The following is a 24,370-nucleotide window of genomic DNA, read 5'->3' as shown; positions in this document are numbered from 1 at the left end:
TAGAAGAATGACTGAGTCAACAATTATATCAAAAATATGGAACCTTGCTAATGTGATGCGAGATGATGGTGTAGGTTATGGAGATTATCTTGAACAAATTACCTATTTACTATTCCTGAAAATGGTGGATGAATTAAATAAGCCACCTTATAATAAAAATATACCATTACCTAGAATAAAAGATGTTGAAGGGAAAGAGATTCCTAACGGAGATATTTGCAATTGGGAAAATCTAACGTCAAAAAATGGAGCTGAATTAGAAAGTTTTTATGTACAGCTTTTACGTACCCTTTCAAGTGAAAAAGGGATGTTGGGGCAGATTTATGCGAAAAGTCAAAATAAAATTCAAGATCCATCTAAATTATTACGCATCATTACATTGATTAACAATGAAGAATGGTCTGTAATGGGTTCTGATATTAAGGGAAAAATCTATGAAGGTTTACTTGAGAAAAATGCAGAAGATACCAAATCTGGTGCTGGACAATATTTTACTCCCCGTGCATTAATCAATACTATGGTGAAGTGTGTACAGCCTAAACCGCTGAAAACAATTATAGATCCAGCGTGTGGTTCAGGAGGATTCTTTTTATCTGCTTATGAGTATATTACACATCACCACAAGTTAGATCGTGAAGAAAAAAAGTTTTTAAAAGATGAAACTTTTCATGGTAACGAAATCGTAGCAAGCACACGCCGTATGTGTCTTATGAATTTGTATTTACATGGCATTGGTGAGATTGATGGTGAACCTTTAATTAAATCTTCCGATGCACTAATTGCAGCAGAGTCTAATACGTATGATTATGTATTGGCCAACCCTCCTTTTGGAAAGAAAAGCTCCTATATAGTAACCAATGAAGAAGGAGAAGTAGAGCGTGACGATATGAGTTATAATCGTCAGGATTTTTGGGAAACAACTTCCAATAAGCAGCTGAATTTCTTACAACATATTAAATCTTTGATGAAAATTGATGGTGAAGCCGCAGTTGTTTTGCCTGATAATGTTTTATTTGAAGGCGGAGCCGGAGAAGAAATCCGTAAGCAATTATTAAAATCTACAGAATTACATACCATTTTACGTTTACCAACTGGTATTTTTTATGCTAATGGCGTAAAAGCGAATGTTTTATTTTTTAATAATAAAGTAGCATCTAAGAAGCCGTGGACAAAAGAAATTTGGATTTACGATTACAGAACAAATGTACATCATACACTAAAGAAAAAACCTTTAACAGAAGCTGACTTAGAAGATTTTGTTACCTGCTATAACAGTTCTAATATAAACAACCGTAAGGAAACCTGGTCGGAAGAAAATCCAGATGGGCGCTGGAAAAAATTCACCTATGAAGAGATCATAGCCAGAGACAAGACTTCTTTGGATGTATTTTGGATTAAAGATCAAAGTCTTACAGATTTAGATAACCTACCAGAACCTGATATCTTGGCACAAGAGATTATTGATAATATAGAATCTGCCTTAGCAAGCTTTAAAGAGATTATGAAGGATTTGGAAAATTAAAATCATATACAAAAAGGTTCAGCATATGCTGAACCTTTTATAATATCTTAAATTACTTTTTATCAATAAGCTTTTCAAGTCTCCCATCATCTCATCCTTCTCCTTCAGCATCCTTTCATAAAGCTCCATCTTTTCTTCATGCATTTTCAGAATAGCTTCTACTGGGTTAAAAACAGGATGTCTATTAATTGCTGAAGCTCCATCTTTGAAATCACTAAACGTATTAGAAATAATATTCACTGCCTGTTCCTCATCAAAATTCTGAAATGCTTCTACTGGAATTTTCAATACTTCAGAAATTCGTTTCAGTAACAGGTCTTCAATAATTTCTTTCTGTTCCAGCAGAGAAACTTTCTTCTGGTTCCAGTCGTCCCCAAGGTCAAAAGCCAATGCTTCCTGCTTGATGCCCAGTATTTCTTTGAACCCTTGAAATTGATCTCCTCTCCTATTTCATCATTTCCTTCATTACACACTCTTTTTTTCTTCAAAAATCCATAAAAAACAAACTCTATTATCTCGTTTTAATTTTCTGATGAACGCTCCTCGAAAATCTTACAACACCCTATTTTTCTATGCTTTACACTCCCTATATTTGATCATAGTAACAACCAAAAACACAAAATCATGGCACTAGACAATTTAATCAGTGTAAGCTTTTCAGAAAGCGATTTACAAACCATTGACAAAGCAATTCAGGACATCCAGACCGTCCTTACCGGGAAAACCATCAACCTTACACCGGATCAGAGACAGCAATACGGAAGAATTGCAGAACAGAACAAACTCTTCGTAAATAAAGCCAAAACCTATATGGAACAAAACGTTCAACATATTCCGGGTTTCCTCGATAAGGCAGAATTCGACAGAGATTATATAGCCAGAGAACAGATAGAACAAAGGCTGCAACTGTTAGATTCCCTGGTCGAGCAGCTTTCAGATACCAAGGTATTACTGGATCACGATAATTATCATAATGCCATCAGTTTCTACCGAAGCATCAGATATCTTTCTGAAGAAAATGTACCGGGTACCAATGTAATTTACGAAGGAATGAAGCAGTTTTTTGTAGCGGGACAGACTCCAGGACAAACTGAAACACCTCCACCCACTTCTAATAACAATCAATAAGAATATACCCTTTTTTTGAGAGCGCGTGAAAACGTGCTTTTTTTGTGGTTATCTGTTTACCATATTTTGGTTGGAAATCGCAAAGACGCAAGTTCTTATTATAATGACGCTTTTTAAGGCGCAAGGATTTTATCTCCGATAAAATTTCTATACCCCGATCTATTCACCTGCTGAAAATCTTTGATTTTCTTGCGCCTTAAAAAACAGATCAATATTTAAAACTTTGCGACTTTGCGTTTAAAAGAAAATAATAAGCCATTGTATCTGAAGAAGTAAGATATTTTTAAAACGTAAAGTTTTCATTGGTTAGAATTTATGATTAGAGGGAGCAAAGGAATGGTGGCTACGCCACTATGAAGTCAGATGGACAGTGCTCATGATTCTTACAATAGTATTTTAATCCTCTTACCTTTACTAACACCCTCCAGGTAGTATAGCAACGGTCTCTACCCTCTTAGGTAACAGTCTCTATCCCCTTATATAAGTCCCTGAAGCCCCTTGCACAACACCCTTTACCCCCTTACCCAAGGGGGTATAGCCCCTTCATGAAGGGGGTGGAGACCGTTCATGAAGTCCCTCCAGGGGCTTGATGAAGGGGCTAGAGGGACTTCCGAAGGGCCTATGGGTATTTTCTGAGCAATATTTATAGTGACTTTAAAGAAAATTTACGCTTTCCCGTAAGTAGAAACTGGAGATTTTTATTATTATTGCTACTTCTAATGAAGAATCTGTTCTTTCGCTAAGAAGACAGCTAAACTAAACACCCAGAAAACCAAATGTCAGTAATAGAAACAGCAACAAGTTATTTTGAACGTCTTATCCAATCCGATGAATTTTATTTTCAGAAAGGAAAAGATGCATTAGAAAAATGGATGGATCTTTATTTATCCAATGAGGGACAGGTAGAACTGCAAAATCTTTTAGAGGACTATACTGCTTTTGCTGAAATTAGAGAGGGACATCAATTCTTTTCAATAAAGGAAATTCTCTTTAGCATCATTTCTTATTGTGATATTCACGCCCGTGGTAAAGCTATTTACAATCAGTATGACGATAAAAGAGTATTGGCTAAAGCAGGGGTAAGAATGAAACCATGGGTCATCAATACTTTTAATTACAAGTATCATAAAGATGATGTAAATATCACCGTAAAAAATGCCTTAGATATGCTGGCTATGCCAGAAAACAATATCAATTCTATAGCATTAAGCCATAGAGAACTTATCTCCAACCATTACCTTAATCATTCCTATAACCCGGACACTTTTGTTTCTGAACTGAAAGAAAAATTCTCAGATCTTGACAGAACCAAAAATCCGGAAAATCAAACATTATTAATAGCTGCCCATATCTATGATCAGAAAAAAGAATGGGATAAAAAACAAATGGATTTTAAAACCTTTATTGCCAATCTAAAAGAATATGCTGAGAAAAACCAACTGGAGTACGGTTTTGGAGATCTTAAAGGAAATAATATATGGATCTTTGATAAAGAACAGCATTTTAATCATAAAAGAGCTCATTATGAAGTGATTGTTAAAAAGGGAAGTATTTCCGTTGACCTACATTTTGAAGACGAGAATGAAAACGCAGAAATAATGAGAGCGTTATTAGGAACTCTTCCTTCCTTTCTGGAATGGAAAAAGTGGCACTTCGGAAACTCTGTTTCTCACATTAAGAAATTTACACTCTCCGATGAAGACCTTGTAGAAAAAGTGGTAGAATGCTTAGATGAGCTTTATGATGCCACCTCAGAAAAGCTAATTGCCTCCATAAAAACAATGAAATCAGAACTTAATATGAATAATACAATCCTCCATCCTCTTAATCAGATCTTATACGGTCCTCCCGGAACCGGAAAGACCTACAATACCATTAATAAAGCTATTCAGATCGCTAACCCTGATTTCTTGCTGTCTGAGCATACCAGAAAGCAAATCAAAGACGAATATAAAAAACTGGTAGATGAAGGAAGAATTGTATTTACCACCTTCCACCAGAGCATGAGCTATGAGGATTTTATTGAAGGGATAAAACCTAAAATTGATGAAGATGAGGACGGTAATAAAAAAGTGATTTACGAGGTAGAAAGTGGTATTTTCAAAAGAATTGCTGATAAAGCCAGAAAACCAAGATTAAAGAGTGAAAACTCAACCAAGCCCTACACTTTCGACGATGCATGGAGCGACCTAGTTCTGGATGCCAATACACACCTGGAGGATAAAAATCCGCTTGTATTAACCATACAGACTCCTGATTTAGGATTGAAAATAGTGGATGTTTCTGACAAGGGAAATCTAAATCTGAAACCCATCTATTCTGAAGATTCAAAAATCTATACCGTATCCTATTCCAGAGCTGAAAAACTGCAACAGGCATTTCCTGACCTCTCAGTGATTAAAAATGTGAATAAAGAGTTCAGAGCCGTAATCGGAGGTTCCAATTCTACGGCTTACTGGTCTGTTTTAAACTATATCAATACTAAAATAAAGGAAAAGTCTATTACCGAAGTAAAAGAAGAAACTCTTCCTCCGCTTCCCCATGTGCTTATCATTGATGAAATAAACCGTGGAAATGTTTCTCAGATCTTTGGAGAACTCATTACTCTTATTGAAGAAGATAAACGCCAGGGCAATAATGAAGCTTTAGAAATTCCCCTTCCTTACAGCAAAAATAAATTCGGAGTTCCTTCCAATCTATATATTATCGGAACCATGAATACGGCAGACAGAAGTGTGGAAGCTTTGGACACCGCATTGAGAAGAAGATTTTCTTTTGAAGAAATGCCTCCTAAGCCTGAGCTTCTGAATCCGTCAACAATGGTAGAAAATCTTTTATGGGAATATAAAAGTCACGAATGGACCGATGAAGAATATCTGGCTGAAGAGAATAAGTTATTCTCTGCTTTAGGTGTTTCTGAAGATTTCAAGAGTAAAAAAGAAGGCATCTGGGAACAGATGAAGAAAGATAAGGAAACGAAAACAGAAAAAGAATCCAGATATTTTCAGGATTTTATCTATAACAGGATAGATTTCGAGAAATTACTCAATATTATCAACAACCGTATAGAAAAACTGATTGATAAAGACCACGCCATTGGACATGCTTATTTTATCGGAAAAGACAATGCAACCATTAAAGATTCTTTTTATAAAAATATCATTCCTCTTTTACAGGAGTATTTCTTCGGAGATTATGGTAAAATAGGATTGGTATTGGGCAAAGGATTTGTAAAAAAGAAAGTTACTGCATCCTCTGTTTTTGCAACATTCGATGATTATGAAAGTGAATATTCAGAAAGAGAATCCTATGAAATTATAGATTATAGAAAACCAAATCATAATTATAAAATCGGAGAAACTGACATGGATTTCTCAAAAGCAGTTCTTTTGCTAATGAATCAGGCTATTTAATGAAACCAATAGAATCCATTGTTGTTTTTGAGCATGAAAAGCTCTACTTTACTGACGAACACAAAAAACTAAAGCTGGACCAGGCTTTAGAGAATTATTATGGTGATGGGACACCGTTTTTTAGCCTTATAAAAAACGGTGTAAAATTTAATCAACATGTCGGAGTCATAAAAATCGGCCAAACAACCATTGAAATTCTTCCAAAAGCAGATCATAATGGCAAAGATGAATGGAGACAATTATTGTACGACATGATACGGACAGTATGGGGATTTGAAGTAAAGATTTCCAGCAGTGCCTCATTAAAGTTGAAAAAAAACTCCATTCTGGATCTTTATTATGAACTGTATATAAAAGAATTAGAGTACCTTCTTCACAGGGGACTCATTAAAAGATATAACAAAAAGGAAGGAAATCTTCATGCTTTAAAAGGGTCTCTGCAATTTTCAAAACATATAGCGCAGAATCTGGTTCACCACGAAAGATTTTATGTAAAGTATTCTCATTATGATGCAAACCATGAAGTACACCGTATTCTATACAAGGCTCTGAAGCTTATTGAACAGACGAATAGCAAGCCGGATCTGAGCAGCAGAATTGGTACATTACTGTTGAATTTTCCCGAAATGAATGATCTCAAAGTCACAGATTCAACGTTTGAGAAAATCAACTTTGACCGAAAAAATCAACATTATGAAAAAGCTCTGCAGATCGCAAAGCTGCTTCTACTCAACTACCATCCTGATGTATCGAGAGGAAAGAATAATGTATTGGCTTTACTATTTGATATGAACCGTCTTTGGGAACAGTTTGTATATATAGTATTAAAGAAAAATATAAAATATACTGACGTAAAAGTAAAAGCCCAACAATCAAAGGAATTCTGGAGATCAGAATCCTCAGCCAGCAAAATGAAACCGGATATTGTTCTTGAAGCTAACGGTAACACAATTGTTCTGGACACGAAATGGAAAAACCTAAACGGAAGTTATCTTCCGTCACCCGAAGATCTGAGACAGATGTATGCTTATCACCTGTATTTTAAAGCAACAAAAACAGCCCTGGTATATCCGGGAGAAGAAAGTAAACTGATTAAAGGTGATTATTCGGCTATAGAAAATGATATGACAACTGATAAACTTACCTGTGGAATAGCTTTTATCTCAGCTCACAAAGATATTCACCAATGGAAACAGAATATTGTATCATTTGTAAAAGATCATTTTATTAGCTCAGCCAATTCGGAGGAGATATTTTAAAAGATTGATTGGGATATAAATTTTTATAACAAAAAGTTTAGATTCCTTCGGAATGACAAAGTGGGCGGGTATCATGCGTATATGGATATTTATTTCCTTAAGACTTTACCACAAAAACTATTCGCTCAGACTCTACACGCAGTTTGTCATTCCGTAGGAATACTGATACAGAAAGGTTTTTGATAATGAATAGTCATAAAATAAAAGTTTAGATTCCTGCAGAATGACAAGGTGAGTGGGTATCATGCATATCTGGAGACTTATTTACTCAAGACTTTATCACAAAAACTATTCACTCAGACTATCCACACAGTTCGTCATTCCGTAGGAATCCAGATTCAGAAATGTTTTTTGAAATAAATGATTATAAAATAAGGGTTTAGATTCCTACGGAATGACAAAGTGGGCGGGTATCATGCATATTGGGATACTTATTTGCTCAAGACCTTGCCACAATACTTATTCGCTTAGACTATCCGCACAGTTTGTCATTCCGTAAGAATCCAGGCACAGAAAGGTTTTTGGATAATAAATGATGATAAAAAGAGTTTAGATTCCTGCGGAATGACAAAGACTGTGTTTTATGACTTTGTTTAGGTTGAAGGTACATCTTAATCTTACTCCATTTCTTACAAATTTAAATGAGAGCTTATACTCAATTCAAAACGAAACTCCTATTTCTTCTTTCAATTACATTGATTAAATCCAATTGAAAAAACAAGTAGAGTATATTTTTTGTAACTTTTGTAAAACAAACACACAAATGATTGAGTTTTCAAGAGGAAGATATACCTACTATATCTATATTCTCACCAATAAAAACAGAAAAGTACTTTATACTGGCGTTACAGGAAACCTCCACAGGAGATTACATCAACACAAAACAAAGCTAAATCCCGGTAGCTTCACAGCAAGATATAATCTTGAATTTCTAATTTATTACGAGAAATATGATTGGATTCATCATGCCATTGAAAGAGAAAAGGAAATTAAAAACTGGTCAAGAATTAAGAAACTTGAACTTATAAGGAGAACAAAAATACTAATTTAGAATTTTTGAATTACCTGTTTGAAAATTAGTTTTGATATGGACTATATTCACACAGATTGTTATTCCGTAGAAATCCAGATACAGAAAGGTTTTTGATAATAAATGATCATAAAATAAGAGTTTAGATTCCTACGGAATGACAAAGTGGGCGGGTATCATGCGTATTTGGAGACTTATTTAATCAAGACTTTACCACACAAACTATTCGCTCAGACTATTCCACACAGATTGTCATTCCGTAGAAATCCAGATACAGAAAGGTTTTTGATAATAAATGATCATAAAATAAGAGTTTAGATTCCTACGGAATGACAAAGTGGGCGGGTATCATGCGTATCTGGAGACTTATTTACTCCAAACTTTACCACAAAAACTATTCGCTTAGACTCTCCACGCAGTTTGTCATTCCGTAGGAATCCAGATTCAGAAAAGTTTTTGATAATGAATGATCATAAAAATGAGCGTTTAGATTCCTGCAGAATGACAAGGTGAGCGGGTATGATGCGTATGTGGATACTTATTTGCTCCAGAACATGATACAAACTATTTCGCTCAGACTATCCGCACAGTTTTTCATTCCGTAGGAATCCAGACATAGAAAGGTTTTTGGATAATAAATGAGGATAATATAAGAGTTTAGATTCCTGCGGAATGACAAGGTGAGCGGGTATGATGCGTATGTGGATACTTATTTAATCCAAGACATTAATACAAACTATTCGATCAGACTATTCACACAGTTGTCATTCCGTAGGAATCCAGATACAGAAAACTTTTTGGATAATAAATGATGATAAAAATATTAGTTTAGATTCCTGCGGAATGACAAGGTGGGCGGGTATAATGTGTATGTGGAGACTTATTCACTCCAGACCTTGGTACAAAAACTACTCACTTACACTATCCACAATATTCGTCATTCCGTAGGAATCCAGATTCAGAAAGGTTTTTTGATATTAAATGAGGATAAATAAGCGTTTAGATCCCTGCGGAATGACATGGTGGGCGCTTATAGCGTGACAAAGTGGGCGCCATTATATGGATTTATTTGTTATACACAGTTATTTCAATTAACTCCTACGCCCTTCATAATACTTTAACAAGCATTATACCCATTCCCCAGATAAATTTTCGTTCTTTTGCAAAAAGTTTTAATTTTTAAATAATCGCATGTCGAAGTTTGATGAAATACGGTATTTTCATGATCATGAAGTGAATGAAAGATTGCAGAGTGTAGCCCGTGATCCTATGATGAAAGCACTGATGAACTTTACTTTTCCCGGTGTGGATGAGCAGGTCTGGCTGGAACAGTTTAAAGAGATCCACTCTATAAGTGATTTTCAGCATCATTTTGTAGCGTATACCGTTCGTCAGATCCTTGCAAAAAGTTCTGAAGGTTTAACGACCTCAGGCTTCGATAAACTGGATAAAAATACTCCATACCTTTACATTTCAAATCACAGAGATATTGTACTGGATACTTCCCTGCTTAATCTGGCTCTTCTGGAAAGCGGCCACATTATGACTGCTTCAGCCATTGGGGATAATCTTGTGAAAAGAAACTTTTTGAATGTATTGGCTAAACTGAACCGTAACTTTCTGGTTCAAAGGGGACTGTCGCTTCGTGATCAGCTTAAAAGTTCACAAACGATGTCTGAGTATATTGATCATCAACTGCACCACGAAAACCGTTCTGTATGGATCGCCCAGCGTGAAGGCCGTACCAAAGACGGTAATGATGCCACTCAACAGGGTGTTTTAAAAATGCTTGCCATGGCATCAGGAGATCAGTCACTGATAGAGTATTTTAAAACCTTAAAGATTGTTCCTATATCTATTTCTTACGAATATGATCCTACAGATTCTTTGAAAATGCCTCAGCTTCTCGCACAGCACAGGGATGAGGAATACATCAAAGGTAAAAATGAAGACTTTACCACTATGCTCAGCGGAATATTAGGACAAAAGAAACGAATTCATCTGCATGCCGGTGATGTTATTGATACAGAACTGGATGAAATTGCCACTACGATTGAGAATAAAAACAAACAATTGCAGGCCGTTGCGCAGGTGATTGATCATTCTATCATTAAGAATTATAAGCTTTGGCCGACAAAATATATTGCTTATGATCTGATTCATAACACAGATACCTATGCTTCACAATATACTGAACAGGAGAAACAGTTATTTATCCGAAGGCTTGAAATGCGTATAGACCCGTCAGATCCAGTTTCTAAGGAGTATTTTCTGGCGATGTATGCCAATCCTTTGGTGAATAAACTGAAGCTTGAAGAAGGTTTTGAAGGATAGTTTACGATAAGAAAGAGACTGTCTCATAATTAAATCATTTGACTATGTCATTTTACGAAGGAAGAATGTTATTAATGAGATTCTTCCTTCGTCAGAATGACACTTTTAACAAAGCCTCTTAAATCCAACAGATTTTTATTTAGACTGTGACATGAAGTCTGCTTCTATAATGGCATCTGCAAATGCTTTTGGAGCTTCCTGTGGTAAATTGTGTCCAATTCCGCCTGTGAGGGTATGATGGGCATATTTTCCTGTATATCTGGAAGCATAACTTTCGGGGGCAGGAAATGCAGCTCCGTTGGCATCACCTTCCAGGGTAACTGTTGGGACTGTAATGGAAGGAGATTTTGCCAGTTTAGCTTCAAGCGCATCGTATTGTTTTTCTCCTTTCGCCAATCCCAGACGCCAGCGGTAATTGTGGATCACAATATCAACATGATCAGGATTATTGAATGCTGCGGCAGAGCGTTCGTAGGTCTGGTCATCAAAACCCCATTTTGGTGAAGCTGTTTTCCAGATCAGTTTATTAAATGCTGTAGTATTGGTTTTATAGCCTTTATACCCTCTTTCAGTTGAAAAGTAATACTGATACCACCATAAAAATTCAGCATTTGGAGGGAGAGGTTTTTCGTTGGCCTTTGGGCTTCCAATTAAATATCCGCTTACGGCGACCAAGCCCGTACAACGTTCTGGCCACAATGCTGCCATGATATCTGCAGTTCTGGCTCCCCAGTCAAAACCGCCGATGATCGCTTTATCAATTTTCAGGGCATCCATAAAAGCAATGATATCTAATGCAACAGCACTTTGCTGACAGTTTCGTTTTGTATTGGGTGAAACAAAGGTCGTTGTACCGTAACCTCTTAAATAAGGGACCAAAACACGGTACCCTTTTTCGGCAAGGATAGCTGAGGATTGTTCAAAACTGTGGATATCATAAGGCCATCCATGAAGAAGGATGACAGGTTTCCCATTTTCAGGTCCTACTTCTGCGTAGCCTACATCCAGTAGTCCGGCTCGGATTTTCTTTGTATTCTGGAAAGCTGATCTGACAGCTGTATTTTCTGTATCTTTCCCGCCAGTGGCAGAAGTCTGTGCTTTTAGAGATAGTAACCCCATTCCTATAAAAATGACCATGGATAAAATGGCCTGTGTTTTTTTACTGAAGTTCAATGTAGTATTCATAATAGTGATGTTTTGTGATGGTAAAATTATGATATAACAGAGTCAGGAATAAGTGTAAATACTTTGAACAGGTCATATTGAACGTTGAATGCTGATTTTCGGGCGGTAAACCGGACAGCAGAATATATTAAGATGTCTAGCATTAATATTAAATATGCAAAACATAGTTCATCATCAAGCAGTTTTTCCAAAAACATTATCTTCGTATCTGAAAAAATTTGACAAAATGAAGAAAATAATATTTCTGGCTTCGGCGGTCCTTGTTCTCAATTCATGTGTGGTAAGAACGGCTACAAAAGTAGTATCTGGAGCTGTAAGCTTAAGTTATAAAGCAGTAAAAGGAACGGTAAACGGAATCAGCTGGGCGGTAAGCAAAGCGAAGGGAAAGATTGATGAAGACCGTGTGGACGGAACCTGGAAAGTGGTAGGTGTTTACCGTGGTTCTTTCGAGGATTTTTCAAAAGATCAGAATCCTGACGGCTCATTCACCTCAGAATGTACGGAAGGTTTTGATCAAATTGTGTTCAAGGCTAAAAAGTCTAAATTCAAACCGGTACACTGCAGTTCACAGGATGAAGACTGGGTAAAATATTCTATGGAGTTCGGAAAAAATCCTTCAACGAAAGAAAAAGAGAATTATATAGAATACAATTCCAACAATTATATTTCTGTCATAGATGCCAATAATAAGACTATGATTCTGGAAGGAAACCTGATGCCTAAGCAGGCATTTTCCGGAGCTAAGCTGTATCTTCTGGAAAAGGTAAAATAGAATACAGAAGGAGCAGGTTATTTTAAAAACTGGTGTGCAATAAAATAACCTCCTCCTACCACCAGTAATGGCAATGCAATAGAAATCAATATTAAAGGCCAGGCAAAAATTCTGAAATACGTATATAATTCTACGGAAGAAGGATCATCCGGATCATAGATAACGGTCTCTGTCTCTCCTACCGACCATGCTGAAGGATTGGTGCCTTCCGGCAGTTCGTAGGTATATTCAATATTATTTCTGGTACGGAAGGTAAAGAGAGGACTGAATACTATTCCATCCGAATCAAATTCCCGCAGTGAAGTAACAGTTGCGGTGGTCTTTTCTGCTTTCTTTAAGAATGAAAGAGTGTTTCTAAAACTTAAGAATGCAAAAATAAACAGCACTATTCCCGCACCGAGAATTAAATAATATTGCCACATAACTTTCTTTTTATTTCTGCTCATATCTGTTATATTCTGAAAACAAATAGTATGTTATTTCATTTGTTTTCAGATCAATAACCGAATATACAAAGATTTATTATAGCATGAATAGTTATTTGGTTTCTATCTTAATAATTTTTTGCCCCTGCTCTCCTAAGTAATGAAGGACCAGTTTTTCATAGACTTTGTAGCCATCATCTACATTGGTAAATATCACAATTCCTTTTCCTGAGTTGGGCAGTACAATAGCAATACACCTTGTTCCCTGGTCTGCTCCACCATGGGATAAAGCATATTCACCATTTCCCAGATCGTAGATTTCAAGTCCCAACCCAAAATATTTACCCTCTTTTACTTTTACCTGTTTTTTGATCATTTCCTGAAAGACTTCCGGTTTCAGATTTTTTCCTTTCATAACGCTGATCATAAAATTCCCGTAATCTTCTATCGTAGTATGCAGGTCATCGGCAGCATTTGCGGTTTTAATTTTTTCTATTGGATATGCATCTCCTTTTTCGTTGTATCCCGTTATAAATCTTGACTCATCCGTGTTCTGATCCCAGATATAGTTTGTATTACGCATTTTGAGAGGCTGAAAGATCAATTCTTTTGCAAGCTGGTCCAGTGATTTTCCAAACTTCTTTTCCAATGCTTTCCGAAGGTATTCAAAACCTTCTCCTGAATATTGGTATTTTGTACCGGGATCAAACTGAAAGTTCAGTTTTTTGTCAGCATTCATCCATCTCCAGTTGGGAAAGCCGGTCTGGTGGGTCAAAACTGTTCTGGTGGTCAGTTTGTGATGTCTGGGATCGTTGATGATATCGGGATCTGTCCAGTAGGTATCTAAAGGTTCGTCCAACTTCCATTTTCCTAAACTTATCAGCCTTAATGCTACCATTGTAGTGACAGGTTTGGTAAGGGATGCTACATTAAAATAAGCGTTGACGTGAGCTGGAATTCCTTGTTTTGTACCTCCAAAAACTTTTACCTGCTGTAATTTTCCCCCTTCGATAATTCCTAATCCCAGGGTTGGAACCTTATTCTCTTTCAGCCAGCTTTGCATCGACTGATCGTTATCAAACATGGTTTCACTATCAGTAGTCTGCTTAGGATGGTGATCAAAGCTCAATGAATTTTTAAGTTTCCACTCAGCATTTTCTAAGATCCACAAGTGAGTAAATTTTGCTTCCCCGACTAATTTCTCGGCCTGATCTCCTATTTTTTCATAAAACAGATGGTCTCCATTCTGAATGGCAGCATATATTTTTCCCTCTTTATACATGGGATAAATCTCAGTACTTTTATCAACCAGGACTCTTTTTAACTGATAGGTTTCCGGAGATTTGCACAATCCATTTTTAAAATCAATGATGAATTTCTTTTTATCCTCAAAGCCGCCTTTATCATGATAAAATTCAAACCCGTCGCTTAACATGCTTTCCATCTTTCCTATGTTACAGGTATTGTAACCTGCTGAAAAAAACAGGCTGTCTTTTGATATAATTGTTTTGTAAAGAGGATCTGTTTTTTCTGTCTGCGCTTGAACGATATTCATCAACAGAATAAGAAAAGGAAGGATAAGCTGTGCCGATTTTGTCATTGTTATTTTTTTGACAAAGATTCAATTTCATTTTGTTTTTCAAATAAAAAAGAACCCGACAATAACCCGACAAAGCCCCGACAATAATTATAACATACTGAATTTCAACTTAAAATACAATTTCTTTTTACGGTCAATCTCAGCAGCATTCCGGAGGATCATGAATACATTGGACAATGCAATAAGGATCATCAGAATAAGAGTAAACTCTTTTCCAAGCTTTAAAAAGATACCGAGCATAAATACAATGGGTGCTATAGCAGTCCAAAACATCTGCAGAGAGATAATCTGTTTAGTAAGACTATTTCTCTGTTTCGTAATAAACATCAACAGAAAGGGAGCCAGAATATTTAATGGTGGTACTACCACAAATAATAAGGAGGATAGATTGATCATCTTAATCATAGAATAATTGACCGTTTCAGATTCTTCTGCGGCTTCTGTTTTTACCTCATCATTTTCCTGGGAAATAATGATTTCTTCCTGCAGTAATAAAGATTCCTCTATTTCCAAAGTCTGCGCCAACGCTCTTAAAGTATGTCCCTTAGGTTCTGTTCCGGATTCTATCCGCTGAATGGTTCTTACAGAAATTTTTGATTTTTCTGACAGTTCCTCCTGAGTCAGATTTTTTTGTTCTCGTATCGCTTTTAGTCTGGACATGTTCTGGGGTAATTCGGAAAAAAATGTTTTGGCTAATTTACAGTTTTCCATTATTAAAAACAGAAGACCTCTTTTTTTAAATTGAATAGTGCTGAAAATTATTATTCATATAAGAAATAAGTGTACTTTTATTAAAAAATAACCTTCTATTTTTCAACCATTTATAAACATCAACACCAGATCAGTTTATGGAAAATACAATATCCAAATCCGAAATCAGGAAGAATATTGCCACTTACCTGTGCCTTACCTTGCTTTTCTGTCTCCCTGTCTATTATATGTGTATTCGTACGGGGAAACTCGGCGGCGGGATTATATCTTACGCTACGATTGTAATGTGGTGCCCGGCTATTGCAGCACTTCTTACCTGTCGTATCCGGAAAATTCCTGTTTCTTCCCTGGGTTGGAAATGGGGCCTTACGAAATACCAGATCATGGCTTACTGTATTCCAATTGTCTACTCTTTTGTTCCTTACCTTATCATCTGGATCACTGGGGCTGGCGGATTTTATAATCATCAGTTTGTAGCAGAAGCTGGTAAAGGGATGGGATGGAATCTTTCCGATGGTCAGACCATTATCCTGTATGTCATTCTGATGAGCAGCTTTGGTATGGTACGTTCTGTGGGCTCGGCGTTGGGTGAGGAAATAGGCTGGCGGGGTCTTCTTACTCCGCAATTGGCTAAGATCAATTCTTATACTGTCACCTCTCTTTGGATGGGGCTTATATGGGCTATTTATCATTATCCTCTTCTGCTGTTTTCCAATTATAACACGGGTGGCCCGAAATGGCTGGCTCTTTTATGTTTTACGGTGATGATATTTGCTTCTTGCTTTATTTTCACCTGGCTGCGGTTAAAATCAGGAAGCTTATGGACGGGAGCTATTTTGCATGCCAGCCACAACCTTTTTATACAGTCTATTTTTACACCGCTTACTGTAGATACGGGAAACACCAATTATTATATTGATGAGTTTGGTATTGCTCTGCCCATTGCAACTGCTGTTGTAGCTTATTTCTTTTGGAGAAAGAGAAAAGAGTTGCCTGAAAGGGATTCTGAAGATGCTCTTCTTTCTGCATAGCATTATAGTCAAAAAAACAGCCTTCTGTGTAGAAGGCTGTTTTTTTGAAATATCAATGAAAATTCAGCAGAGTTCGGCTTACTGTTTAATTGGCAATTTCTAACAGTTTTTTGTAATCTTTTCTTTTCTGTGGGATGATAGGGTCGTAAGTAATTTGTTTGTAAATCCAGCGTTCAGGTCGTAAGAAAGAGAGTATAAGCTCCATATCTTTGTCATTAAACCCTTCATAAAACCTACTTTTTTCTTCTTTTGATATAGGTGTTGGAGGTGTTCCATCTTTTTTACGAGGAGCATAATGTGCCCCTATATAATCTCTTTTTTCTCCTCTGAATTTTTTTTCTATTTCAGGTTTATGTTTTATTTTCAGATCTGCTATCTGTCTGTCTGTTTTGGGTCCGGTTGTCCTTATTATTCTGCTAATTTCTTCATTAAGTTCTTCCTCAATTTTTGTATTTATTTCTTTTATTTTTTCCTGAAGAAATTTACCTGATCGTGTTGGAGGTTGACTCAACAGTAAGCGTTCGTATCCGGTGGCATCTCCTCTTTTTAAAGTCTTACCTCTGCCTATATCCTTCCAGGCAAGCATTCTGCGGCCACTCTCGCTTCCTTCTTCTTCCATATACCTTACCGTGTATCCTAACATCGCCATCACTTCAAGGTTACCGCTTCTGAAGCCCAGATGCTTTACATGGGTAAAGTTTTTCTCAAAGTACTCATACAGCTTAAACTGTCCAAAACGGGTATTACCTCCCCATGCTAATAAAGATGGTGTTTTTTCATCCCAAAATTCGGTGATATTGAATACTTTGGAAGGGTGAATAGTACTTTTGACCTCATTAACAATATCATCAAACTTAGATCCTCTCTCTTTCACATAGCCTTTGTCACCCGTAATAATAATTGCATCATACATATCTGCTACCCTATAAACAATCTGCCTGATTCCTGTATAGCTGGTATCGTGTTCTATATGGATATCTCCTCCTTTCCCACTGAAGCGGGACCATAAAATAAGTAAGTTGTTTCCACTGGTAGGGATTCCTTTTTGTTCCAGCCATCTTTTTATAGCCTGATTCTCATCGTCATTGATATTTACCTTCCATCTTTCTTTTAGCTTATCCCGTAAGGCCGGTGAGTATTTTCTGGCAATGTAATCTGTTCCATAGTTCACCCCTTTAGTATATCCTTCTCGCTTATACTTGTGTGCTTCATTTTCTAATTTTCTATTACCTGCTCCCCTTAGCTGTTTTACTTTTACAATATGTATTCTTTCCTCACCTATTCCGGAATCTTCATAGAATTTTTTTATAGAATCTGCTTTATCCGTATGGTCTGTGAAAGTACCGTCGCCTTTTGAAATGACAACATGAAGTTCCTCATCATCAATTAAAGCCGCGGCAATCCCAAACATATCACCTGTAGCATATCCGGGTTGGGTAAGTACTTTAACTTTAGGTTTAGGGGTACGTTGAGGTGCTGGTCTTGGTGCTGGTCTTCGATTAGCATCAACTGTATTGGAAGCACCTTCTTTCTTTTTTTTCTTATTTCTTGGCATATCGTTTATTATTACGTTAGGAAACAAATTTCAAGGTAAAGCTCCCGACTCAGTAGAGGGGATCCACCCATTTTCAGAAATTCAGGGTTTACCCGTATGGGTAGACAAGGTATTTGTGTATTCACCTGTTATGATTATTAAATACACTTATATATGTGAGTCTGTTTTCGGGATTTTAATTATGCACGATATGATATTGTATAAAAATTTCACTCATAGGAGAATTCCCTTATTTTTTAAAATTCAGTTTTTTCCCTTAATGAAGATTTATTTCGTTTGATGAAATTTGTATCAGACAAAAGAGATCAACAGTCTCACAGTTAAGACTTAATCAGGAAATACTATTAAGGTTGAGTTGAAAGAAAGTCTTTGAAAAAAGATGTTTGAAAATAAAAATAATAATAACCCATTAAAACCAGAATATGGCAGAAACAGTAAACACCCAGACTACAGATGCAGTAACGCAGACCAATGTTACCGTACTTGGTGAGTCTCCCGCACAGGCTATGAGTATGCTTTACCAGATGGCCACCCATGCCAGTGGAATATCCATTCAGAATTCTGTAACGAATCAGCAGAACTTGAACCAGCTCAACCCTGCGATTGTTGCAGATGCCATTAAAATTTTAAAAGGATAATATAAAACCTTACGATCATGAGTGAACACAACAGTGAAACCCAACAATCCCAGGCAGCCAATGCTACCACTCCGGCGGAGAAAGCTGTAGTATTTGTGAACAGTGAGGTACTGGCCCCTCCTAAGGCTTCCCCAATGACCGGAGTAACAAAAGTAATGATAGAACAGTCTACAGGAATGATGGTTCAGGATTTACAGTCTTTTTTGAAAGGATTTGAGCAGGTAGGTTTGATTGCATTAAGCAGATTGGCCAATAATCTACTGACGTATGGAACGACTTTCGGGCCGGCTCCCGGCAGTAAGGAAACCTCCACTCAGATGGCAGAGCACCTGCAGGGTCAGGATGCAGGAAAAGGAAATGAAATGATGAAGGATTTATTCAAAATGGTAAGTGAATATGCTGAAGTGAAGGCTAAAATTTCCAATACTATTTACAATGTCAACACATCTCCGGTTCCAGCCGCACTTCCTTCTCCCCCTTCGTTTACGGAAGTTTCTCCTGAGCCTGAAGATCCCGAAAAAAAAAACGAGTAGATCCGGTTCCGGAAGAAATCTCATCAGAAAAGGAAGGTATGAGAAAAAGCTTTATCACGGCTGATCATGGGGGAAAATTAGTATTAAAGTCAGTAAAACTGACACAGCCACTCGTAAAACCAGAGATTAAGGAAGCAGTAATTCCTTCAGTAGAACCTGAAGTTAACCGAAAGAAAAAAACAATAATAAGCCAACTCCTTGAAAAAATTAAAATAAATAAAATATGAATTATTCTTCAACAACCAAACCCGCCAAAATTTTAAACCTGGAAAATTTAAATGATTTAAATGAACGACTTTACCTGACCCGAAGCAGTGATATTTCTTATTTTGACACGAGAAGTGCTGATGTGAAAAAGACGGAACATAATGCAGAGCGAGTTGTATTTAATCTTCAGACCTCAAACATTAATATTCAGCCTGCCATAAGACTGGTGAACTGCATCAACAGAGGAAATAAAAGATACAATCATTTCCAGTCTTTTGTAGTGGAGCCCATAGATAGATCAACGGGAATTGCCGTCATCATGGTGAAGCTGGATGATCCGAAAGCTTTTTACTGTAATGTGAGAATTTTACCTTTTACCACCTTAAACGAAATTGCAGTTTCAGATCTTGATTCAAAACTTCTTACGATTAATCTTGAAAAGGCAAAGTGGATTCTTAAAACAGATATCACGATCACCCCATCTGATACGGGAGAAGCTCAGTATTCGGTACATGATGTGGATGTAGCTGCTATTGCCGAACTGGTAAGCCAGGAAGAAATAATTGAATTAAAAAGAGAACTGGAATTTCAGGCTTCTAAACTGATCGCACATTATTTCCAGGAAATCCTGAGTATTGTAGTGAATGAAAATCCTCCCAACAACGGCCGACTTCCTGTGATTCCGGATGATTATATCCTTACCCTTCCTCCCAACCAGTTAAAAGAAATGTTGTCAGCTACTGCTATTTCAGCATGTATAGCATTGGAGATAACAGGTTATAATGTAGTAAAAGATATTAACCACGACTGGAAGGCTGCGGCAGCATTTATTAATTATCTGCTGTAAAGTAAACGCTCATTTTTCAACTTTATAAAACAATACTTATGCGAAGAAGAATCCGCAAAAAGGCACCCGCTCACAAACCTCCGCTCCCAGTAACGGAACCTGAAATCATAGAAAAAGAAATCATGCCTTTTGTTTTAAGACATGAAGATGAGATCATTACTTATATCAGGGATAAAGCCATCAAAGAAACGATGAAATCACTGGCTCCTTTGCTGGAAAAGCTGGAAGAAGCCGTGAAACAGCAAGAAATTCCTCAGGTACAGACTGCCACACCTGCCCAGGCTGATCCTCCCATGATGAACTACGAAGAACAATTGAAAAGACTTCAGGAGGCATCTACGGCAAAGGTAAAGGAGAAAGAGCTCAAAATAATGGACAGAATGAACAAGCTGAGTGCCAGATTTGGTAATATCCGCCCATAGAAACATCAAAACCCAAAGATATTATGAACGAAATTGATACTATAATTATGGGAATGTCTACTGCTGTACCTAACGCTATTTCAACACAGGTAAGTGCACATTCTACAGGTGCAATGCAGATCAATTCTGCCTTGAACCAACAACGAAACAACATGACCGCCATCAGCAACTATGTCATGGGAGTAAAAAAAATGGGATCCGGAAAGCTGAAACACAAAGAATCAGGACTATTTAGAAAAGGACGTTTCTAATTCCGGTTTCACCACCACGGATGCGGTTTATTTTCTCTGCAAAGATGAATTCCGGTGCCCTCAATATATACAATCAGGTCAACATTTATTTTGCACCGTTTTTCAGATGCTGTCTATTTGCAGAAGCAATTATTCAGAATCCATCTTTAGCCCAAAAGAATCCAGCATAGCCAGTATACCTGCAGCAGATATTTATTTTTAAGACAGATATTAAAAATGAAAACCGCATCCTTTTTATCAAGAAATATGCTTTAAACTCACGCAGATTTTACAGATAGGGTCTCAACCATTGTATTCAGAGCCACCTTCAGATCCAATCACTTATAACCTGTCAATATCAATGCTTTTGAAATGTATCCATCTGCAGGATCTGTAGTGAGTTTAAAATAAACATAAAACTAGTTTACCTCAATAATTATTAACCGAGATCACATCTCAACAAAAACAAAAACAATTATGCCAGTTAATGAACAAATCACAGACGCAGTAACGCAATCGAACGTGAAAGTAGTAGGAGAATCTCCTGCAATGGCTTTAGCCAACGTGTACCAATCTGCAGCACATTCTACAGGAATCATGTTTGAAAATGCAGTGAATGCACAAAACCAACAGAACATTTTAGGCCAGGCAGCTACCACTCAGGGTATTCTGCAGATCTATAGCCTGGATACGGTAGCAGATGCGGTATCAATAGCTAAGATTCTTAAGCCTTAATTTTTAAGCTTTTTTGATAAAAAGTAATTCTCAGCCGGAAAATCCGGTCGTTTTTTAACCTAAATAAACAATAATCATTATGCCAGTTAACGAACAAATCACAGATGCAATAACGCAGTCGAACGTAAAGGTAGTTGCGGAATCTCCTGCAATGGCTTTGAGTAATGTATACCAGACCGCAGCACATTCTACGGGAATCATGTTTGAAAATGCGATGACCAACCAAAATCAGCACAACATTGTAACGCAGGCAGCTACTACACAGGGTATCACTCAAATCTACAGTAAAGATACTATTGCAGATGCTATCTCAATTGCTAAAATTCTTAAACCTTAATCTATTCCTGCCAACCGCAGAATATAACCATTTTCAGATCCGGAACATCCGGGTATTTTAATCAAAATAAACAATAATCATTATGCCAGTAAACGAAAAAATCACAGACGCAGTAACACAATCCAACGTAAAAGTAGTAGCAGAATCTCCTGCAATGGCCTTAGCCAACGTATATCAATCTGCTGCACACTCTACAGGAATCATGTTTGAAAACGCAATAAATACACAGAACCAGCAGAATATTGTCTCTCAGGCAGCTACTACACAAGGTATCACTCAGATCTACAGTCTGGATACCATTGCTGATGCTGTTTCTATGGCTAAAATTCTTAATCCGTAATTAATTTTAGCGAACAACTTAAATTCCATTCTCCGAACAACCGGAAAATCCGGTTGTTTTTAATCCCAATAAACAATAATCATTATGCCAGTAAACGAACAAATCACAGACGCCGTAACACAGTCGAACGTAAAGGTAGTTGCAGAATCTCCTGCAATGGCTATAGCCAACGTGTATCAGACAGCAGCACATTCCACAGGAATTATGTTTGAAAATGCAGTGAGCGCACAAAACCAACAGAACGTTGTTACTCAGGCAGCTACTACACAGGGTATCGCACAGATCTACAGTCTGGATACCATTGCAGATGCTGTTTCTATGGCTAAAATCCTTAATCCATAATCCATTTGCGGACCCCTTTAAAACTATTATCCGAACAACCGGAAAATCCGGTTAATCTTTAACCCCAATAAACAATAATCATTATGCCAGTAAACGAACAAATCACAGACGCAGTAACGCAATCAAACGTAAAAGTAGTAGCAGAATCTCCTGCAATGGCTTTAAGTAACGTATATCAGTCCGCTGCACATTCTACAGGAATCATGTTTGAAAATGCAGTGAATGCACAAAACCAACAGAACATTTTAGGTCAGACGGCTACCACTCAGGGTATTCTGCAGATCTATAGCCTGGACACTGTAGCAGATGCAGTATCTATTGCTAAAGTATTGAATCCTAAATTATAGTGTATTTTTAGATTTCTTGTTATCAGGGAGTACATTCATGTGCTCCCTGATTCTTTTTGAAGAGAAACTACTTATCAAATAATACGATTTCGTTCGGATCTATAACCTGATTCTGTACTGCGTAAATCACAAGCCCGGCCATATTTTTCACTCCTGTTTTGATCATCAGGTTGGTTTTATGGGTTTCTACCGTTTTGGGTGAAATAAAAAGAGAATCTGCAATTTCCTTGGTACTGAGCTGCTGGCAAACCAGTCGAAGAACATCAACTTCTCTATCGGTAAGCTCATTCTTAGAAAAGGCATGAAACTCCGGAAGCTTGTTGGAAAGCTGGCTTCTCATAACATCAATCTGATCATTGGAAAAGTAATGTCCTGTGTGATGAACGGTTTTGATGACAACTAATAGTTCTTCCAGTTCAATTTCTTTAGGCAAAAAAGCATGGGCTCCCATTTTCAGCATCTGCCCCATAAATGAACGGCGGTAAAAACTGGAAAGAACAATAATTTTTGTTTCAGTTTCCCTTTTGGCCAGTTCAGCCATGACTTCAAGACCATCACCGTTCGTCATTCTCAGATCCAGAATCAGAATGTCTAAAGATCCGGAATCCTCAGTGAGAAACTGATAACCGCCCGTTGAGGTCAGTGTAACCTGATAATCTCCATTATTATCAATATAATTTTTCAAAAGCTGTACAAACAGCAGGTCGTCATCTACAATTCCGATTTTAATTTTTGCGTGTTCCATGTTTATTTTTATTGTATTGCCATACAGGCTATGAATTTTGTGCCTTTTTCAGGCTGTGTTTTAAGTTTATAAATGGCTTTAATTTTCTGTGCTCTTGACTGAATATTCCTCAATCCAATACCTCCCGAGTGGGTTTCCATAATAAAACCCCGTCCGTTATCTTCTATAGTTAGCATCAGATAGTTCAGAGATATTCTCAGCGATACATCTACTCTGGTAGCTTCAGCATGTTTCAAAATATTGGTGACCAATTCCTGAACGATTCTGAAAAGGTTCAGTTTTACCGGACTGCTGATTGGAGTTCTTATGGTAATATGGCGGAAAATGACTTCTATATTTTTATTAACCTGTTCAAGATAATCTGCAATTAAATCTGCCAGTTCAACCTCATCAAGGTCCGGTGGTGTAAGATTATGGGAGAATTCCCTTATCAGCTGCATCGATTTTTTCAGATCACGATTAAGCTCTTCGGGATTTTTATCTGTAAGATTCAAACGGATGAGGTTCAACTGTGAGATAATATTATCATGAAGTTCTTCCGCCAGGCGCTCCCTGTCCTTTTCCTGTATAAGCAATGTATTCTCCCAATATTCCTTTTTTGTATTCCGGACCAGCTGAGAGACTTTCTGTTTATTTTTCTTTATACTTTTCAAATAATTAATGACCAATAACGTAATGAATA

27 protein-coding genes are annotated in these 24,370 nt (G+C 37.1%); 18 read left to right on the top strand and 9 right to left on the bottom strand.

What is annotated here, in order from left to right; genetic code table 11:
• The first annotated feature begins 7 nt into the window (after window positions 1–7).
• The gene (locus tag LC457_RS08295; protein WP_223599407.1) at window positions 8–1,522 is read left to right on the top strand and encodes a class I SAM-dependent DNA methyltransferase; all 1,515 of its coding nucleotides are present in this window, start codon (window positions 8–10) and stop codon (window positions 1,520–1,522) included.
• Between the two features lie 18 nt (window positions 1,523–1,540).
• Here LC457_RS08295 and LC457_RS08290 read toward each other — a convergent pair whose 3' ends face one another.
• Window positions 1,541–1,912 (bottom strand): XRE family transcriptional regulator, encoded by a 372-nt coding sequence (locus tag LC457_RS08290; RefSeq protein ID WP_223599406.1) that lies wholly within the window; start codon window positions 1,910–1,912, stop codon window positions 1,541–1,543.
• Between the two features lie 234 nt (window positions 1,913–2,146).
• On the opposite strand from LC457_RS08290, the gene LC457_RS08285 reads away from it, so the two are divergent.
• The 5 genes from LC457_RS08285 (at window position 2,147) to LC457_RS08265 (ending at window position 10,686) form a co-directional block, all read left to right on the top strand.
• Window positions 2,147–2,650, top strand: a complete 504-nt coding sequence (locus LC457_RS08285; protein ID WP_223599405.1) for a hypothetical protein — start codon at window positions 2,147–2,149, stop codon at window positions 2,648–2,650.
• Window positions 2,651–3,426: 776 nt separating this feature from the next.
• Window positions 3,427–6,063: an AAA family ATPase gene (locus LC457_RS08280; protein WP_223599404.1), complete on the top strand. Its 2,637-nt coding sequence runs from the start codon at window positions 3,427–3,429 to the stop codon at window positions 6,061–6,063.
• Entirely contained in the window at window positions 6,063–7,322 is a 1,260-nt protein-coding gene (locus tag LC457_RS08275; RefSeq protein ID WP_223599403.1) for an McrC family protein, read from the top strand. Before LC457_RS08280 ends, LC457_RS08275 begins: the two co-directional genes overlap by 1 nt.
• A gap of 763 nt (window positions 7,323–8,085) precedes the next feature.
• Window positions 8,086–8,373 (top strand): GIY-YIG nuclease family protein, encoded by a 288-nt coding sequence (locus LC457_RS08270; protein ID WP_308116401.1) that lies wholly within the window; start codon window positions 8,086–8,088, stop codon window positions 8,371–8,373.
• Window positions 8,374–9,543: 1,170 nt separating this feature from the next.
• A complete protein-coding gene (locus tag LC457_RS08265) occupies window positions 9,544–10,686 on the top strand; it encodes a 1-acyl-sn-glycerol-3-phosphate acyltransferase (protein WP_223599402.1) in 1,143 nt (380 codons plus the stop codon).
• A 135-nt stretch (window positions 10,687–10,821) separates the two neighbouring features.
• On the opposite strand, the gene LC457_RS08260 is transcribed toward LC457_RS08265, so the two are convergent.
• Window positions 10,822–11,871 (bottom strand): alpha/beta fold hydrolase, encoded by a 1,050-nt coding sequence (locus tag LC457_RS08260; protein WP_223599401.1) that lies wholly within the window; start codon window positions 11,869–11,871, stop codon window positions 10,822–10,824.
• 226 nt (window positions 11,872–12,097) lie between these two features.
• Between LC457_RS08260 and LC457_RS08255 the strand changes: the two genes are divergently transcribed.
• Entirely contained in the window at window positions 12,098–12,643 is a 546-nt protein-coding gene (locus LC457_RS08255) for a hypothetical protein (RefSeq protein WP_223599400.1), read from the top strand.
• 17 nt (window positions 12,644–12,660) lie between these two features.
• Here LC457_RS08255 and LC457_RS08250 read toward each other — a convergent pair whose 3' ends face one another.
• From LC457_RS08250 to LC457_RS08240, 3 genes are all read right to left on the bottom strand, one after another.
• Window positions 12,661–13,089, bottom strand: coding sequence for a DUF3592 domain-containing protein (locus LC457_RS08250; protein WP_223599399.1), 429 nt, complete (start codon window positions 13,087–13,089; stop codon window positions 12,661–12,663).
• A gap of 91 nt (window positions 13,090–13,180) precedes the next feature.
• Window positions 13,181–14,668 (bottom strand): class A beta-lactamase-related serine hydrolase, encoded by a 1,488-nt coding sequence (locus LC457_RS08245; RefSeq protein WP_223599398.1) that lies wholly within the window; start codon window positions 14,666–14,668, stop codon window positions 13,181–13,183.
• Between the two features lie 87 nt (window positions 14,669–14,755).
• Window positions 14,756–15,328 carry a helix-turn-helix domain-containing protein gene (locus LC457_RS08240; protein ID WP_223599397.1) on the bottom strand — a complete coding sequence of 191 codons (573 nt, stop codon included), beginning with the start codon at window positions 15,326–15,328 and terminating at the stop codon, window positions 14,756–14,758.
• A 188-nt stretch (window positions 15,329–15,516) separates the two neighbouring features.
• Between LC457_RS08240 and LC457_RS08235 the strand changes: the two genes are divergently transcribed.
• Window positions 15,517–16,410, top strand: coding sequence for a CPBP family intramembrane glutamic endopeptidase (locus LC457_RS08235; protein WP_223599396.1), 894 nt, complete (start codon window positions 15,517–15,519; stop codon window positions 16,408–16,410).
• 85 nt (window positions 16,411–16,495) lie between these two features.
• Here LC457_RS08235 and LC457_RS08230 read toward each other — a convergent pair whose 3' ends face one another.
• Window positions 16,496–17,965, bottom strand: a complete 1,470-nt coding sequence (locus LC457_RS08230) for a hypothetical protein (RefSeq protein WP_223599395.1) — start codon at window positions 17,963–17,965, stop codon at window positions 16,496–16,498.
• Window positions 17,966–18,387: 422 nt separating this feature from the next.
• On the opposite strand from LC457_RS08230, the gene LC457_RS08225 reads away from it, so the two are divergent.
• The 3 genes from LC457_RS08225 to LC457_RS08215 are packed head-to-tail and all read left to right on the top strand — an operon-like array spanning window position 18,388 to window position 19,363.
• Window positions 18,388–18,603, top strand: a complete 216-nt coding sequence (locus LC457_RS08225) for a RebB family R body protein (RefSeq protein WP_034697211.1) — start codon at window positions 18,388–18,390, stop codon at window positions 18,601–18,603.
• A gap of 17 nt (window positions 18,604–18,620) precedes the next feature.
• The gene (locus LC457_RS08220; protein ID WP_223599394.1) at window positions 18,621–19,136 is read left to right on the top strand and encodes a hypothetical protein; all 516 of its coding nucleotides are present in this window, start codon (window positions 18,621–18,623) and stop codon (window positions 19,134–19,136) included.
• A 38-nt stretch (window positions 19,137–19,174) separates the two neighbouring features.
• Entirely contained in the window at window positions 19,175–19,363 is a 189-nt protein-coding gene (locus LC457_RS08215; RefSeq protein WP_223599393.1) for a hypothetical protein, read from the top strand.
• A gap of 478 nt (window positions 19,364–19,841) precedes the next feature.
• Here LC457_RS08215 and LC457_RS23490 read toward each other — a convergent pair whose 3' ends face one another.
• A complete protein-coding gene (locus LC457_RS23490; RefSeq protein ID WP_374200542.1) occupies window positions 19,842–19,904 on the bottom strand; it encodes a Vmc-like lipoprotein signal peptide domain-containing protein in 63 nt (20 codons plus the stop codon).
• A gap of 324 nt (window positions 19,905–20,228) precedes the next feature.
• Here LC457_RS23490 and LC457_RS08205 point away from each other — a divergent pair, with 324 nt between their 5' ends.
• The 7 genes from LC457_RS08205 (at window position 20,229) to LC457_RS08175 (ending at window position 22,943) form a co-directional block, all read left to right on the top strand.
• Window positions 20,229–20,612, top strand: coding sequence for a hypothetical protein (locus tag LC457_RS08205; RefSeq protein ID WP_223599391.1), 384 nt, complete (start codon window positions 20,229–20,231; stop codon window positions 20,610–20,612).
• Between the two features lie 23 nt (window positions 20,613–20,635).
• Window positions 20,636–20,863, top strand: a complete 228-nt coding sequence (locus LC457_RS08200) for a RebB family R body protein (RefSeq protein WP_223599390.1) — start codon at window positions 20,636–20,638, stop codon at window positions 20,861–20,863.
• 456 nt (window positions 20,864–21,319) lie between these two features.
• The gene (locus tag LC457_RS08195) at window positions 21,320–21,577 is read left to right on the top strand and encodes a RebB family R body protein (RefSeq protein ID WP_047378383.1); all 258 of its coding nucleotides are present in this window, start codon (window positions 21,320–21,322) and stop codon (window positions 21,575–21,577) included.
• 79 nt (window positions 21,578–21,656) lie between these two features.
• A complete protein-coding gene (locus LC457_RS08190) occupies window positions 21,657–21,914 on the top strand; it encodes a RebB family R body protein (RefSeq protein ID WP_223599389.1) in 258 nt (85 codons plus the stop codon).
• A gap of 82 nt (window positions 21,915–21,996) precedes the next feature.
• On the top strand, window positions 21,997–22,254 hold the full coding sequence (locus LC457_RS08185; RefSeq protein WP_223599388.1) for a RebB family R body protein: 258 nt from the start codon (window positions 21,997–21,999) through the stop codon (window positions 22,252–22,254).
• An 84-nt stretch (window positions 22,255–22,338) separates the two neighbouring features.
• On the top strand, window positions 22,339–22,596 hold the full coding sequence (locus tag LC457_RS08180) for a RebB family R body protein (protein ID WP_105703711.1): 258 nt from the start codon (window positions 22,339–22,341) through the stop codon (window positions 22,594–22,596).
• An 83-nt stretch (window positions 22,597–22,679) separates the two neighbouring features.
• Entirely contained in the window at window positions 22,680–22,943 is a 264-nt protein-coding gene (locus LC457_RS08175; RefSeq protein ID WP_223599387.1) for a RebB family R body protein, read from the top strand.
• Between the two features lie 67 nt (window positions 22,944–23,010).
• Here LC457_RS08175 and LC457_RS08170 read toward each other — a convergent pair whose 3' ends face one another.
• Entirely contained in the window at window positions 23,011–23,688 is a 678-nt protein-coding gene (locus LC457_RS08170; RefSeq protein ID WP_223599386.1) for a response regulator, read from the bottom strand.
• An 8-nt stretch (window positions 23,689–23,696) separates the two neighbouring features.
• Window positions 23,697–24,341, bottom strand: a complete 645-nt coding sequence (locus LC457_RS08165; protein WP_223599385.1) for a sensor histidine kinase — start codon at window positions 24,339–24,341, stop codon at window positions 23,697–23,699.
• Between the last annotated feature and the right edge of the window lie 29 nt (window positions 24,342–24,370).

This window comes from Chryseobacterium sp. GVT01B (genome assembly GCF_019970045.1).
Classification (GTDB): Bacteria; Bacteroidota; Bacteroidia; order Flavobacteriales; family Weeksellaceae; genus Chryseobacterium.
Note: the sequence above shows the minus strand (reverse complement) of the source record. Positions and strands in the feature narration are given on the sequence as shown.

Bases quoted from the DNA above. Each gene is read 5' to 3' on its own strand.
- LC457_RS08295 (WP_223599407.1), top strand. From the start codon at position 8: ATGACTGAGTCAACAATTATATCAAAAATATGGAACCTTGCTAATGTG.
- LC457_RS08285 (WP_223599405.1), top strand. From the start codon at position 2,147: ATGGCACTAGACAATTTAATCAGTGTAAGCTTTTCAGAAAGCGATTTA.
- LC457_RS08280 (WP_223599404.1), top strand. From the start codon at position 3,427: ATGTCAGTAATAGAAACAGCAACAAGTTATTTTGAACGTCTTATCCAA.
- LC457_RS08275 (WP_223599403.1), top strand. From the start codon at position 6,063: ATGAAACCAATAGAATCCATTGTTGTTTTTGAGCATGAAAAGCTCTAC.
- LC457_RS08270 (WP_308116401.1), top strand. From the start codon at position 8,086: ATGATTGAGTTTTCAAGAGGAAGATATACCTACTATATCTATATTCTC.
- LC457_RS08265 (WP_223599402.1), top strand. From the start codon at position 9,544: ATGTCGAAGTTTGATGAAATACGGTATTTTCATGATCATGAAGTGAAT.
- LC457_RS08260 (WP_223599401.1), bottom strand. From the start codon at position 11,871: ATGAATACTACATTGAACTTCAGTAAAAAAACACAGGCCATTTTATCC.
- LC457_RS08255 (WP_223599400.1), top strand. From the start codon at position 12,098: ATGAAGAAAATAATATTTCTGGCTTCGGCGGTCCTTGTTCTCAATTCA.
- LC457_RS08250 (WP_223599399.1), bottom strand. From the start codon at position 13,089: ATGAGCAGAAATAAAAAGAAAGTTATGTGGCAATATTATTTAATTCTC.
- LC457_RS08245 (WP_223599398.1), bottom strand. From the start codon at position 14,668: ATGACAAAATCGGCACAGCTTATCCTTCCTTTTCTTATTCTGTTGATG.
- LC457_RS08240 (WP_223599397.1), bottom strand. From the start codon at position 15,328: ATGTCCAGACTAAAAGCGATACGAGAACAAAAAAATCTGACTCAGGAG.
- LC457_RS08235 (WP_223599396.1), top strand. From the start codon at position 15,517: ATGGAAAATACAATATCCAAATCCGAAATCAGGAAGAATATTGCCACT.
- LC457_RS08230 (WP_223599395.1), bottom strand. From the start codon at position 17,965: ATGCCAAGAAATAAGAAAAAAAAGAAAGAAGGTGCTTCCAATACAGTT.
- LC457_RS08225 (WP_034697211.1), top strand. From the start codon at position 18,388: ATGGCAGAAACAGTAAACACCCAGACTACAGATGCAGTAACGCAGACC.
- LC457_RS08220 (WP_223599394.1), top strand. From the start codon at position 18,621: ATGAGTGAACACAACAGTGAAACCCAACAATCCCAGGCAGCCAATGCT.
- LC457_RS08215 (WP_223599393.1), top strand. From the start codon at position 19,175: ATGAGAAAAAGCTTTATCACGGCTGATCATGGGGGAAAATTAGTATTA.
- LC457_RS08205 (WP_223599391.1), top strand. From the start codon at position 20,229: ATGCGAAGAAGAATCCGCAAAAAGGCACCCGCTCACAAACCTCCGCTC.
- LC457_RS08200 (WP_223599390.1), top strand. From the start codon at position 20,636: ATGAACGAAATTGATACTATAATTATGGGAATGTCTACTGCTGTACCT.
- LC457_RS08195 (WP_047378383.1), top strand. From the start codon at position 21,320: ATGCCAGTTAATGAACAAATCACAGACGCAGTAACGCAATCGAACGTG.
- LC457_RS08190 (WP_223599389.1), top strand. From the start codon at position 21,657: ATGCCAGTTAACGAACAAATCACAGATGCAATAACGCAGTCGAACGTA.
- LC457_RS08185 (WP_223599388.1), top strand. From the start codon at position 21,997: ATGCCAGTAAACGAAAAAATCACAGACGCAGTAACACAATCCAACGTA.
- LC457_RS08180 (WP_105703711.1), top strand. From the start codon at position 22,339: ATGCCAGTAAACGAACAAATCACAGACGCCGTAACACAGTCGAACGTA.
- LC457_RS08175 (WP_223599387.1), top strand. From the start codon at position 22,680: ATGCCAGTAAACGAACAAATCACAGACGCAGTAACGCAATCAAACGTA.
- LC457_RS08170 (WP_223599386.1), bottom strand. From the start codon at position 23,688: ATGGAACACGCAAAAATTAAAATCGGAATTGTAGATGACGACCTGCTG.